Here is a 12,123-nt window from a genome sequence, read left to right on the forward strand (position 1 = left end):
GAACGGACGCTTCCTTCGGTCCCGTTTCACCGGGGCCCTCCGGGCGCTTCCCTTCGGTGTTTCCAACCTTACCAGATCCTTTTCCCGCTGTTTCCGGCGGAATTTGTTTCCAGTGGCCGTTGGAGAGCCTTTTGCCTTTCGGCTTCTTCGACTTTATCAGAATCTTTTCGGCCGATCGAATCGGCCTTACGTTTCTCATCAGATTCGAAAGAGGTGGCTTCAGCGGAAAGTAATTCGCGCTAGAAGCGAGTCAGACTCTAACGTTCATCCGCGGGTCTGTCCAACTCGCGGCAACCGTTGAAATCTACCTCCCCGTTGGGTCCGTGTCAACGAACCTGCGGGGCGAAGAGGAGACTAGCAGGTCAGCCGGCTTGGACGCACATCGAGCGCGACCGCTGGAGTTGGCACCGGATGCGGGCGGTGGCGCGGGCCGTCTGAGTGCCATTAGGGGAAGGAGGACGGCGGGCTGTCCAGGTCTTCCAGCTCGACGCCCGGGGCTGACAAGACGACGTCGCCCGCGATGTGCACGCTGTGCTGCTCTCCGGTGTCCAACTCGCTGACCTGGTACGTATCCACCGTCAGCGGTCCGTTGTCAGTGCTGTGTGCTTCGCTTTTCAGCAGTGCCCAGGACTGGTCGAGGGTCCGGGGTGCCAGGACGGGGGCGGTGAATGCAACGAGCCGCAGGCGGGTGGCCGGGGCGTCGGGGGCGGGTCGCAGCAGCCGAGTGGCGGCGATCAGAAAGGCGGGGGAGGCGCCGGTGAATGCGTGGGCTCGGACATTGCCTTCGCTGGCGTGTTCCGCGGAGGCATCGGTGCGGACCCAGGTCACGCCGTCGATGGCGGCCCCGCGGACGCGCCAGTCGGTGGCCTGGAGCTCCAGCCGCAGCGGTCGGCCGAGTTCGTCGAGGGTGAGATCGACCGAGCCGGTGTGTGCGCCGGAGGGGGAGGTCGTCTGAGAGACGTAGCGCCAGCCGGAGGGGCCTGGTGCGCAGTGGAAGCGTTCTTCACCTAGGGGGGTGTGGTCATGCGGGTCATGGAGCGAATAGCGACCGCGGGGCATGGGCGTCCTTGAACGAGTGAGGGCCTGCCTCGGCCGCAGGCGACCGTGGCAGGCCCTCGTGCCCGCGCTCGGGAGCGGGGGCCTGGTACCGACGTGCTGGGTTACCGATTGCTGCGTCCGGTCAGGGTGGCGTGGACAGCGGCACGGCGAGCGGGATGCTGTCGTGCCGGCCTGGCCCGGGCATCAGCTGACGGATCAGTAGCGGTAGTGGTCGGGCTTGTACGGGCCCTCGACCGGAACGCCGATGTAGGAGGCCTGTTCCGGGCGGAGCGTCGTCAGCTTGACCCCGAGGGCGTCGAGGTGCAAGCGGGCGACCTTCTCGTCGAGGTGCTTGGGCAGCACGTAGACGTCCGTCGGGTAGGACTCCGGCTTCGTGAACAGTTCGATCTGGGCGATCGTCTGGTTCGCGAAGGAGTTGGACATGACGAACGACGGGTGACCGGTGGCGTTGCCCAAGTTCAGCAGGCGGCCCTCGGAAAGCACGATGAGCTTGCGCCCGTCCTCGAACGTCCAGGTGTGGACCTGCGGCTTGACCTCGTCCTTGACGATGCCGGGGATGGCAGCGAGGCCGGCCATGTCGAGCTCGTTGTCGAAGTGACCGATGTTTCCGATGATCGCCTGGTGCTTCATCTTGGCCATGTCGCTGGCCAAGATGATGTCCTTGTTGCCGGTGGTGGTGATGAAGATGTCCGCCGTCTCCACCACATCGTCCAGCGTGGCCACCTGGTAGCCGTCCATCGCCGCCTGTAGCGCACAGATCGGGTCGATCTCGGTGATGATCACGCGGGCGCCCTGGCCGCGGAGGGACTCCGCGCAGCCCTTGCCGACGTCGCCGTAGCCACAGACGACCGCGACCTTGCCGCCGATGAGGACGTCGGTCGCGCGGTTGATGCCGTCGATGAGCGAGTGGCGGCAGCCGTACTTGTTGTCGAACTTGGACTTCGTGACGGCGTCGTTGACGTTGATCGCCGGGAAGAGGAGGGCGCCGGCCTGCTGCATCTCGTACAGCCGGTGCACGCCGGTGGTGGTCTCCTCGGTCACGCCGCGGATCTCGGACGCGAGCTGCGTCCACTTCTGCGGGCTCTCGGCGATGGTGCGGTTGAGGACCTGGAGGATGATGCGGTGCTCGTCGTTCTCGGCGGTGGAGACGTCAGGGGCCGCGCCGGCCTTCTCGTACTCGACGCCCTTGTGGACGAGGAGGGTGGCGTCACCACCGTCGTCGAGGATCATGTTCGGGCCGCCGGTGGCGGTGCCGGGCCAGGTCAGCGCCTGCTCGGTGCACCACCAGTACTCCTCAAGCGTCTCGCCCTTCCAGGCGAAGACCGGGATGCCCTGCGGGTTGTCCGGCGTGCCGTTCGGGCCCACGGCAATGGCCGCGGCGGCGTGGTCCTGGGTGGAGAAGATGTTGCAGGAGGCCCAGCGGACCTCAGCACCGAGCGCCACCAGCGTCTCGATGAGAACGGCGGTCTGCACGGTCATGTGCAGCGAGCCGGTGACCCGAGCGCCGGCGAGGGGCTGGGCTTCGGCGTACTCCTTGCGGATCGACATCAGGCCGGGCATCTCGTGCTCGGCGAGGACGATCTCCTTGCGGCCGAAGTCGGCCAGGGACAGATCGGCGACCTTGAAGTCCTGGCCGTTCGCGTCGGCAAGCGACATGAATGCTGCTCCTCAAAATTGGGGTCGAGAGAGTGTTCGGCTGGGCGTGCGGCAGCGGACAGAGCCATCCCCTGGTCGCAACGCAGTCCGTCGGAGGCCCTCTCTCCCTCGGCCGGACCGCGAAGCGGGCCGCCCGACCGCCATCAGCAGCGACGTCTGGCTGGTCACGAATCTACACCGATCGGCCCAGCGAACCCCAGCCCCCTCCCTGCCATGAGTGGCCGGACCGGTGGTGTCTCGGCCGCTTCAAGGCGCGTACGAAAGGTTTCGCCAAGCGATTCCGGCCCCTTTTTTGCCGTCCGAGACGTGTCACAGGACGCGGTGAGCGCGAGACCATCCGCACCACATCGCGTGCCAGCTGACCGTAAGGAGAGCCACGTGACCACCGGTTCAGCCAGGGCCCCCGGCGGGGCGAGAGCGGTCGGGCGAGGGCTCTGGTCGCTCGCGATGACCGCCTGCCCAACTGGCATCGCCCACACATACCTGGCCGCCGAAAAGCTGGCCCGGGCAGCCGAGGCATTGGGTCACAGCAACAAGGTGGGGACCCAGGGGTCGATCGGGGCTGAAAACGTACTGTCTGACAACGATATCGAGAGCGCGGACGCCCTCATCGTGGCCGCCGACAAGGACGTTGATCGCAGTCGGCTCGTCGGCAAGCGGGTACTGGCGACCGGCGTCGCCGGGGGAATCCACCACCCCAAGCAACTGATCGAGCCGGGCAGCGCGGGCCACCCGCACGGCGGGGTCCATGGCGCCCGGACGAGCGACTTCGCCCGCTTTGTGGCCGGTATCAAGGGGGCGCTCGACGGTACACAGGCCAGGTTGGTCTCAAGATCGCCGTGCCCGAAGCCGCCGCGGACGATGAGCATCTGCGCATTTTGGCGCTGCTGTCGCAGAAGTTTGGTGGATGCGGGCTTCCGCGAGCGGCTACAGAGCGCGCCGGATGAGGCCGCGGTCATGGCCGTACTGGCGGAGGTTCGCTAGCGCACCGGCCGCGGCGGTTCACGGAGGGGGTCGTGGGTGAGCTGCTGGCCGGGCGGGGCCGGCCAGCGGAGTTCAGGGCGTTGGCGGCTCGGTTGGGGCGGTGCCGGACGCCGCGGCTTCGGCATCGTAGATGTCCGGTTCCAGGTAGATCACTCGGGCGGTCGGGCAGGCGGCGCGGATGCGGGTTTCGGCGGCGTTGATGGCGTCGGCCACCTCCGTTGCCGTGTCGTCGTGCCGTACCGCGATCTTGGCGGCGACCAGCAGTTCCTCGGGGCCGAGATGGAGCGTACGCATGTGGATCAGCCGGGTCACGCTCTCGCCATCGACCATGGCCTCGCGGATCTTGGCCACCTCATCCGTGTCGGCCGCCTCGCCGAGCAGCAGCGACTTCGTCTCGGCCGCGAGCACGATGGCGATCACGACGAGCAGCACGCCGATGCACAGGGTGCCGACGCCGTCCCAGACACCGTCGCCCGTCCCGAGCGCGAGGCATACGCCGCCGAGCGCGAGGATAAGGCCGACCAGTGCGCCGAGGTCTTCGAGGAGGACCACCGGCAGCTCGGGGGCCTTGGCGCGGCGTACGAACTGAGGCCAGCTCAGCGCGCCTCGTACCTCGTTGGACTCCCTGATCGCCATGCGGAACGAGAACGACTCGGCGATGATCGCGAAAACGAGCACGCCCACCGGCCAGTACCAGTGCTCGATGTCGTGCGGGTTCTTGATCTTTTCGTAGCCCTCGTAGAGCGCGAAGACGCCACCAACGGTGAACAGCACGATGGAGACGAGGAAGCCGTAGATGTAGCGCTCGCGGCCGTAGCCGAAGGGGTGTTCCGGGGTTGCCTCGCGCTTGGCTTTCTTGCCGCCAAGTAGCAGCAAGCCTTGATTGCCCGAGTCAGCCAGCGAGTGCACCCCCTCGGCGAGCATGGACGACGAGCCGCTGAACGCGAACGCCACGAACTTGGCCACCGCGATGGCCAGGTTGGCGCCCAGTGCGGCAACGATCGCCTTGGTTCCGCCTGATGCACTCATGTGTGCTAAATGTCCCTTCCACCCGGGTTCGCTCGGCACCTGACACATGGCCGACGCTTTACCACTGCTTTACGGCGCGCCATTGTTGCAGCCTCAGCCGACGGGAGGGTGTCAGAGCGCGGCAACGGGGTGCATCCGACGACGTACGGCAGCGGGCAACTGCGGCGCGCCACTGTGGCAAGCGACTTCCGCGGTCCCTTGCAACCACCTCCGACGAGGTCGGCTCTGGCACCTCGGCCGGTGGAAGCAGCCGCCGGTGGCGTGGCATCAGGCCGGGGCCGGGGCCAGGTTCTGAGCCGATGTCGCACGGCGTCTCGGCTAGGTGCCGTACGACGTTTCGACTCAGTCGTCAGATGGCGAGCGTGGCGCGGAAGATCGTTCCCTCGCCCGCGAGTTCGACGGTCTCCGAGGCGGGCACGTAGGCCGACTCGCCCGCTGCCAGGTGCAGTTCGGACGCTGTGGCGGTGGCTTTCGCGGCCTGCGGGATACGGAGCGAGACCGATCCCGCGGTGCAGAGCAGGATCTGGGGCGCGCCGGCGGTCAATAGGCGGGGCGTGGCGCCGGTGGCCAGCACGTAGCGGGAGAGCCGGAACTCGTCGATCGGCGCGACGTACAGCTCCTCGCCGTCCGCGTCGGCCTCGGGGCGTAGTACGCCGGGCGGGGTGCTTTCGAACTTCACGACGCGCAGCAGTTCGGGGACGTCCACGTGTTTGGGCGTGAGGCCGCAGCGCAGCACGTTGTCGGAGTTGGCCATGATCTCGACGCCGAGGCCGTTGATGTACGCGTGGGGGATGCCCGCTCCCAGGTAGAGGGCCTCGCCCGGTTGGAGCTGTACGTAGTTGAGCAGCATGCCGGCGATCACGCCGGGGTCGCCGGGGAAGCTGTGGGCGACGGTGACGTAGGCGGCGTACGCAGCGGAGTGCGGGCCGTCCGCGGCTGCCAGGCGTTCGGCGGCGGCGGTCGCCTCGGCGACGGTCTTGGCCATCGCCTCGTGTTCGGCACTGAGCACGGCGGTCAGCACCTCGCGCAGCGCGTCCGTGTCCGGCATGGCTCGCAGGATGTCCACGTACGGCTTGAGCGAGTCCACCTCAAGGCCGGCGAGCAGGTCGGCGGCCTCGGCGGGGGCGCGGAAGCCGCACAGCCCGTCGAAGGGGGTGAGCGCGCAGATCAGTTCGGGCTTGTGGTTGGCGTCCTTGTAGTTGCGGTGCGGCGCATCGATCGGAACGCCGCGCTCCTCTTCGTCCGCGAACCCCGCCCGGGCCTGGTCGAGGTTCGGGTGGACCTGGAGGGAGAGCGCGGTGTCCGCGGCGAGGACCTTGAACAGGAACGGCAGTCGCTCGCCGAAGCGGCGCACGGCCTCCGGCCCGAGTTCGGTGTCGGGGTCCGCCGCGATGACCTCGTTCAGCCCGATGGGGCCCGCGCCCCGATCGACGCGCGACGGCGCGCCAGGGTGTGCGCCCATCCACAGTTCGGCCTGCGGTGCGCCGGTTGGTGCCGTGCCGAGCAGTTCGGGCAGGGCGGTGGTGGAGCCCCAGGCGTAGGGGCGCACGGTGTTGGCTAGGCGGTCCATGGCGCTCATGATCTCCCGGGTGCGGCGAGCGCCAGGTAAACAGCGGCGAAATCCGTGATGGCGAGAAGCTCAGCGGCGATTTCCACGGTGCCGGCCTCGGAGGGTTCGAGCTCGCTGATCGCCGTGTCATGGCTCAGGGCGAGGTCGCGGGCGGCCGGAGCGGACGAGAGTCGGGCGGCGGCCGGATCGGTGGGAGATGGCCGGTCGCGGAGCAGGACGACCCGGGCTCGTAGCGCCTCGGGCTCCTCCACGCGGTCCCGGAAGAAGTCGTCGGGGTCGGCACCTCCGGCGAACGCCCCGGTCAGCAGCGCGCCGTGGGAGCGCAACGCGTCCGGCAGTTCGGCGGCGAGCGCGGGGCGCCCGGCCACCGCGCCGAGCAGGCGTGCGAACCGGCGCCCGACCGCAGCCGCAAGCTCCCCCTCGGTCCACACCAGCGGCAGCGCGCCGGCCAGTTCGGCGGCGAGCGTCTTGGCCGGGTTTCTGTACGTGGCCTGGGCCGGCCCGCATCGTTCGGCGACCCGATCGAGCCGGTCGGCCACTTGCTGGAGCACCTCGGGCGGCGCGTGCACCAGGCCGATCCGATCAACGAGCGCGAGCAACGGCGTGAGCACTGCCCACAGCACGCCGGGCGGTTGAGCCGGCGCGTAAGGGTTGGTGAGCTGCGCGGCGGCGGGCGAGGCCGCGCCGTGCGGGTGCTCGCCGAAGGCTCCTGGCGCGGGGGTGGGCGCAGCGGGCTGCGGGTGGGCGTCGCCCGGGGTCGGGGATGGCGGGTTGGTGCCGCCCTCACCGGGGGCGGGGCGGCCGGGCTCGCCGGGCGCCGGAGTGCTGGGCTCGTCGCGCGCCGGAGTGCCGGGTGCGGTGGGGCTTTGCGGGCTCGGATCGCCGGCGGGTTCGCCGGGCGGCTGCGGCTCGGCTGCGTCCGATGGGCCGGCAGCCGGGGCGGCGGCACCCGGGCCACTGCCGTAGGGGGCGCTTGCGGGTGGGGTGAGGTCGTACGCGGTGTCGCTTGGCGCCGGCTGCGGGGCGGGCGCCGTCGCGATGATCAGGCCCCGGGCACGCTCGACGGCGTCGGCCACCGGGGTGCCCCGCGGCGCCACGGCCACCACCGAGCAACCTCGGTGGTACGCCTGGTCGATCAGTACGCACAACCCCGGCTCGGCACCATCCGGGCTGGTCACGGCCAGCACATCGAGCGGCCCGGCCCAGCCGGGCAGTGCCCAGCGCAGGGCGCCAGCGGCGGGCGCTACGCCGGTCGCGCGGATCAGCGTGACGGGGACGCTACCGCCACTGAGCGCACCGAGTAGGTCGGCGGTGCAGTCGGCCACGCTCCCCGGCCCGGCTACCAGTACCGAACGCGGTCTGCCATCGGGCTGCAGGTCGGCGATGCCCGCCTCGGCGGCGGCCCGGGCTGCCATCCGCACCCGGGCGCCGGATTCCGCGGCGCCCCGCAGCAGCCCGCGGGTATCGGCACGCGCGAGGGCTTCGGGGGCATCGAGGAGCGATTCGTCGAGCATGGAGCGTCGGCCTCCGATCGCCGTGGGGCGTGTGCGCGGTACGCCGAGTCAGGCCGGGCGCCGCGCCTCGTCCACGAGAAGCACGGGGATGCCGTCCCGGATCGGGTACGCCAGGCCGCAGCCGTTGCCATCGCAGACCAGCTCGGGGGTCTGCGCCGCCGACTCGTCTCGCAGCGGGGCGTGGCACGCCGGGCAGGCGAGGATCTCCAAGAGGCTGGCTTCGACCGGCATGGTCTTCCCTTCGGGACGGGCACATTGCTGTGCCGCCCAGGGTACCGCCGCCGGTCGGGCTGGGCGCCCGGCGGGCGCACTCGGCGGCGGCCCTGGGCGGGCCTGCGAAAGGAGGTACCTGTTTACGCGCGGACGATCGCCAAGACCTCGTCGCGCACGCGGTCCACCGTTTCCGCGTCGCGCGCCTCCACGTTCAGCCGCAGCAGCGGCTCCGTGTTGGATGCGCGGAGGTTGAACCACCAGGTGGGGGTGGTGACGGTGAGGCCGTCGAGTTCGTCGAGCTGCGCGTCGGCGCGGTTTTCGTAGGCGGCCTTGACGGCGTCGGCGCGGCCCGGCTGGTCATCGACAATGCTGTTGATCTCGCCGGACGCGGCGTACCGGTTGTAGCGCGATACGAGCTGTGAGAGCGGGCCGTCCTGCTCGCTGAGCGCGGCGAGGACGTGCAGCGCGGCCAACATGCCGGTGTCGGCGTTCCAAAAATCGCGGAAGTAGTAGTGCGCGGAGTGCTCGCCGCCGAAGATCGCGCCGGTACGGGCCATCTCCGCCTTGATGAACGAGTGGCCGACGCGGGTGCGCACGGCCGTGCCGCCCGCTTCCTTGACGATCTCGGGCACCGACCAGGAGGTGATGCAGTTGTGAATGATCGTGCCGCCCGGGTGCTTGGCCAGCTCGCGCTCGGCGACCAGCGCGGTGACGGCGGACGGCGGGATCGGCTCGCCCCGCTCGTCCACGACGAAGCAGCGGTCGGCATCGCCGTCGAAGGCCAGCCCCAGATCGGCCCCGGTCTCACGGACCTTCTGTTGGAGATCCACGATGTTCTTCGGGTCGAGCGGGTTGGCCTCGTGGTTGGGGAACGTTCCGTCCAACTCGAAGAAGAGCGGGACGAGGTCGATCGGCAGGCCGTCGAAGACGGTGGGCACGGTGTGGCCGCCCATGCCGTTGCCCGCGTCCACGACGACCTTTAGCGGGCGGCTCGCGGTCAAGTTCACCAAATTGCGCAGGTGGGCGGCGTAGTCGGCGAGCACATCGCGCTGGGTGATGGAACCGGGCGCGACTGGCTTCTCAGGGCCCTCGGGTGCGCCCGTCTCGGACCAGCGCTCCACCAGAGCGCGGATCTCGGCGAGCCCCGTGTCCTGGCCCACCGGGGCGGCGCCGGCGCGGCACATCTTGATGCCGTTGTACTGGGCCGGGTTGTGGCTCGCGGTGAACATCGCGCCGGGTAGGTCGAGCGCGCCGCTGGCGAAGTACAGCTCGTCCGTTGAGCACAGACCGATTTCGGTGACGTCCACGCCGCGCGCCGCCGCGCCCTTGGCGAACGCCCGGGACAGCCCGGGCGACGACGGCCGCATGTCATGGCCGATCACGATTGCGTTTGCTTCCGTCACTTGTGCGAAGGCCGCGCCAAACAGTGCGGCCAGCGTCTCGTCCCACTGGTCGGGGACCACCCCGCGCACGTCGTACGCCTTCACGAGCTGCGACAGATCAGCCACGGCCTACTCCTCCTGGACTTCGTTGAGGGGTGCCAAATCTACCGGCGGGAAGGGAAGGACTCCCGGGCGGCGCCCACGCGGACCGTATGCCCCCGCCGACGCGGACCGTACGCCTCCGCTCACACGTACCGCCCACCGGGGCGGCGTCTCTCCCCGTCCAAGCGCACCGTACGTCGTCCCCGCGCACCCGCGCCGTACGCGCCGGTGCACGCGCACTGTATGCCCCGGCGCACGCGCATCCGTATGCCGGTACGCGCACCCGGTGGGCCCCGGCGCACCGCGCACCGCGCGATCCCGCGTGGCGGCCGTGCCGGGCGCCCTCGCGGCGCCGGCCATCCGGGGTGCCAGCCGCCACCCCACGGCTCGCGTCCACACGCCCTCGCGCCCCCACGGCTCGCGCGCGCTAGCCGACAACTCGCAGTTGTCGCCTCTTCACGCCCCGCACGCCCCCATGGGTCACGCCCTCACGGCAGCACCCACCCCAGCACCACCGTGCTCTGCGCCAGCACCACCAGACACATCACCAGGAGTAGCCCCAGGCTCCACGGCAGTACCTTGCGCAACAGGTCGCCCTCGCGGTCTGTGAGGCCCACGGCGGCGCAGGCGATGGTGAGGTTTTGGGGCGAGACCATCGTGCCGAGCACACCACCCGAGCTGTTGGCCGCGGCGAGCAGTTCGGGCGAGGGCCTGCACCCGCGGGTCGTCGGAGAGCCTGCCGAACGAGCGCCGTAGCACATCGAAGTGCTCGGTGCGCAGCGTCATCCGGTACACCCACAGGGCGTTGACGACGATCCACATGATCGGAAAGAGCCCGAAGAGTGGCCCTTGCGCGCCGCCGCAAAGCGCCTGGCCGATGGGCATCTCGTACACGGCGCAGCCGACGAGCACGGCAACGGCCAGACCGGCGAGCCCCGCGCAGTGCGCCCGTACGCGCAGCGCGCCGAGCAGCACGAGGACGGTGCCAAGGGGTAGGGCGGCGACGAGAGCGGACGGCGCGAGCGAACCGGCTACCGGTTCCAGGTGTTGTCCGGACAAACGGACCCCCCGGCGAGGGGAAAGGTCGTGTCCACAACAAGCGAGCGTCACTGCTGCGGTACGGAGTGATCGCTGCGCGCTCGGCTACCGGCCGGGGCAGGGGCGGCTGACCTGCCATCGAGGCAGTGGCGCGGGGAGCGCCCCGGTCAGGAGTCGGGCGAGCGGAGGACCCTCAGGTGGGCGCGGCGAGCGCCCTCCATGGGGTCGGCCTCGCGGCCATGCGGCCCAACGGCACCGTGCGCTGCGGCACCACGGTCGTGCGGGCGGGCGGCCTCGCGTACGGCGTTGGCGAGCGCTTCGAGATCGTCGCCGCTGGGTCTGGTGGGGCCGGTGTCCACGGCGAGCCGGACGACCTCCCAGCCACGTGGTGCTGTCAGCCGCTCCGAGTGCTGCGAACACAGGTCGTAGCAGTGGGGTTCGGCGTAGGTGGCGAGCGGTCCGAGGACCGCGGTGGAGTCCGCATAGACGTACGTCAGCGTCGCGACGGCGGGACGACCGCACGCGGTGCGCGAACAGCGACGTACAGGGCTCACGATGTTGGACGGTACCGCACTCTTGAGCGGGCCGCGACGACTCTCCATGACCTCACTCCACCGTGTCGTCCTCGTTCATCCTATGAACTCGGCGGCTAGCCAACCAGCCTGACCTGCATAAGGCCAGTGACGCGGCGTTTCGACGAAGATGATTCCTGTCACCATTCGATCCCATTGACGCCCGTCGCCGAGCGCCCTATCGGCCAATAGCCGTCTTTATGTGAACGCAAGCGTGGCTGGAATGTTCAGCCTGAGACGGGAGGCATCGCGCCCCGTAGGCGCATGGTCCATGGCGTCCGGCGGCTACTCTCGTCAGTGATGGACAACCCCGTACCACCCCCATCTCACGCCGGGGGCAGCCCGACTCCGGCCAACGCTGACGGTGCCCCCGCCCCAGCCAACGCTGAGAGCACCGCGGCCCCCGCCGGCGCGGGAAACCCCGCAACCCCGGCCAGCGCCGGCGACGCCGCCCCCGCGCAGCCGGCAGAGGCCCGCCCGGCGACCGGCGCCGGGAACACCCCCGCCTCGGCCGGGCCGCGCCCGCGCCGCCGGGACCGGCATGGCCGCGGAATGCGCGGACCGATCGCACCGCCGCAAGTGCCGCTCTCCGTCACCCGCGCGGACTTCTTCATCGACCTGGTCCACGACTCCGCCGAACGGCTTGAGCGGCGCTGGCCCCAACTGTCGGACGTCGAGTTCTCCGTACGCGATGTGCCGGGCATCGGGGGCAGCCCGGCGGGGGACGGCCCGGGCAGCGGGCCGGGCCCGTGGGGCGATGACGCCGTGCCACTCGGTCGGTTCATCGCGGCTGACGGCGAGCGCCAGGCGCGCATCGTGGTCTACCGCCGCCCGATCGAGATCCGTACCAAGAACCGCGATGAGCGCGCCCTCCTGGTCCACGAGGTCGTCGTCGAGCAGGTCGCCGAGTTGCTCGGGCTGGCACCGGAATCGGTCGATCCGCGCTACGGCCAGGACTGACCGCGCTCCGCGTTCCGTCCCGTTCTCCCTCTCAACCGACCGCT

The 12,123-nt window shown here is 70.1% G+C and carries 11 protein-coding genes and 2 pseudogenes; 3 read left to right on the forward strand and 10 right to left on the reverse strand.

The window, feature by feature from the left end; translation table 11 throughout:
* The coding region (locus FHS42_RS36370; RefSeq protein WP_221476986.1) for a hypothetical protein at positions 1 to 233 on the forward strand (233 nt) is incomplete at its 5' end.
* A gap of 211 nt (positions 234 to 444) precedes the next feature.
* On the opposite strand, the gene FHS42_RS29390 is transcribed toward FHS42_RS36370, so the two are convergent.
* Together FHS42_RS29390 and ahcY are read right to left on the reverse strand one after the other, a co-directional pair.
* Positions 445 to 1,059, reverse strand: coding sequence for a hypothetical protein (locus FHS42_RS29390; RefSeq protein ID WP_184577537.1), 615 nt, complete (start codon positions 1,057 to 1,059; stop codon positions 445 to 447).
* A gap of 195 nt (positions 1,060 to 1,254) precedes the next feature.
* Positions 1,255 to 2,715, reverse strand: a complete 1,461-nt coding sequence (gene ahcY / locus FHS42_RS29395; protein WP_184577540.1) for an adenosylhomocysteinase — start codon at positions 2,713 to 2,715, stop codon at positions 1,255 to 1,257.
* A 447-nt stretch (positions 2,716 to 3,162) separates the two neighbouring features.
* On the opposite strand from ahcY, the pseudogene FHS42_RS37685 reads away from it, so the two are divergent.
* Positions 3,163 to 3,432: pseudogene (locus FHS42_RS37685) on the forward strand (PTS fructose transporter subunit IIB); the annotation flags it as partial.
* A gap of 339 nt (positions 3,433 to 3,771) precedes the next feature.
* Here the strand turns inward: FHS42_RS37685 and FHS42_RS29405 are convergent.
* The 8 genes and pseudogenes from FHS42_RS29405 to FHS42_RS29440 all read right to left on the reverse strand — a co-directional run bounded on the left by FHS42_RS29405 (position 3,772) and on the right by FHS42_RS29440 (position 11,149).
* A complete protein-coding gene (locus FHS42_RS29405) occupies positions 3,772 to 4,728 on the reverse strand; it encodes a cation diffusion facilitator family transporter (RefSeq protein WP_184577543.1) in 957 nt (318 codons plus the stop codon).
* Positions 4,729 to 5,077: 349 nt separating this feature from the next.
* A complete protein-coding gene (gene manA, locus FHS42_RS29410; protein WP_184577843.1) occupies positions 5,078 to 6,298 on the reverse strand; it encodes a mannose-6-phosphate isomerase, class I in 1,221 nt (406 codons plus the stop codon).
* A gap of 5 nt (positions 6,299 to 6,303) precedes the next feature.
* Positions 6,304 to 7,812, reverse strand: a complete 1,509-nt coding sequence (locus FHS42_RS29415) for an SIS domain-containing protein (protein WP_184577546.1) — start codon at positions 7,810 to 7,812, stop codon at positions 6,304 to 6,306.
* A 48-nt stretch (positions 7,813 to 7,860) separates the two neighbouring features.
* Positions 7,861 to 8,043 carry a Trm112 family protein gene (locus FHS42_RS29420; RefSeq protein WP_184577549.1) on the reverse strand — a complete coding sequence of 61 codons (183 nt, stop codon included), beginning with the start codon at positions 8,041 to 8,043 and terminating at the stop codon, positions 7,861 to 7,863.
* A 122-nt stretch (positions 8,044 to 8,165) separates the two neighbouring features.
* Positions 8,166 to 9,533: a phosphomannomutase/phosphoglucomutase gene (locus tag FHS42_RS29425; protein ID WP_184577552.1), complete on the reverse strand. Its 1,368-nt coding sequence runs from the start codon at positions 9,531 to 9,533 to the stop codon at positions 8,166 to 8,168.
* Positions 9,534 to 9,997: 464 nt separating this feature from the next.
* The gene (locus FHS42_RS37690) at positions 9,998 to 10,165 is read right to left on the reverse strand and encodes an L-lactate permease (RefSeq protein WP_246495597.1); all 168 of its coding nucleotides are present in this window, start codon (positions 10,163 to 10,165) and stop codon (positions 9,998 to 10,000) included.
* A 49-nt stretch (positions 10,166 to 10,214) separates the two neighbouring features.
* Positions 10,215 to 10,568: pseudogene (locus FHS42_RS29435) on the reverse strand (L-lactate permease); the annotation flags it as partial.
* 146 nt (positions 10,569 to 10,714) lie between these two features.
* Complete coding sequence (locus FHS42_RS29440) at positions 10,715 to 11,149, reverse strand: DUF3499 domain-containing protein (protein ID WP_184577557.1); 435 nt, start codon at positions 11,147 to 11,149, stop codon at positions 10,715 to 10,717.
* Positions 11,150 to 11,671: 522 nt separating this feature from the next.
* Between FHS42_RS29440 and FHS42_RS29445 the strand changes: the two genes are divergently transcribed.
* Positions 11,672 to 12,079: a metallopeptidase family protein gene (locus FHS42_RS29445; protein ID WP_376772740.1), complete on the forward strand. Its 408-nt coding sequence runs from the start codon at positions 11,672 to 11,674 to the stop codon at positions 12,077 to 12,079.
* Positions 12,080 to 12,123 lie beyond the last annotated feature (44 nt).

It is taken from the genome of Streptomyces zagrosensis (assembly GCF_014203645.1).
Classification (GTDB): Bacteria; Actinomycetota; Actinomycetes; order Streptomycetales; family Streptomycetaceae; genus Streptomyces; species Streptomyces zagrosensis.

Excerpts from the sequence above, each read along its gene's own strand:
- FHS42_RS29415 (WP_184577546.1), bottom strand. The coding sequence starts at position 7,812 with ATGCTCGACGAATCGCTCCTCGATGCCCCCGAAGCCCTCGCGCGTGCC.
- FHS42_RS29405 (WP_184577543.1), bottom strand. The coding sequence starts at position 4,728 with ATGAGTGCATCAGGCGGAACCAAGGCGATCGTTGCCGCACTGGGCGCC.
- FHS42_RS29390 (WP_184577537.1), bottom strand. The coding sequence starts at position 1,059 with ATGCCCCGCGGTCGCTATTCGCTCCATGACCCGCATGACCACACCCCC.
- FHS42_RS29445 (WP_376772740.1), top strand. The coding sequence starts at position 11,672 with ATGCGCGGACCGATCGCACCGCCGCAAGTGCCGCTCTCCGTCACCCGC.
- FHS42_RS29440 (WP_184577557.1), bottom strand. The coding sequence starts at position 11,149 with ATGGAGAGTCGTCGCGGCCCGCTCAAGAGTGCGGTACCGTCCAACATC.
- FHS42_RS37690 (WP_246495597.1), bottom strand. The coding sequence starts at position 10,165 with ATGGTCTCGCCCCAAAACCTCACCATCGCCTGCGCCGCCGTGGGCCTC.
- manA (WP_184577843.1), bottom strand. The coding sequence starts at position 6,298 with ATGGACCGCCTAGCCAACACCGTGCGCCCCTACGCCTGGGGCTCCACC.
- FHS42_RS29420 (WP_184577549.1), bottom strand. The coding sequence starts at position 8,043 with ATGCCGGTCGAAGCCAGCCTCTTGGAGATCCTCGCCTGCCCGGCGTGC.
- ahcY (WP_184577540.1), bottom strand. The coding sequence starts at position 2,715 with ATGTCGCTTGCCGACGCGAACGGCCAGGACTTCAAGGTCGCCGATCTG.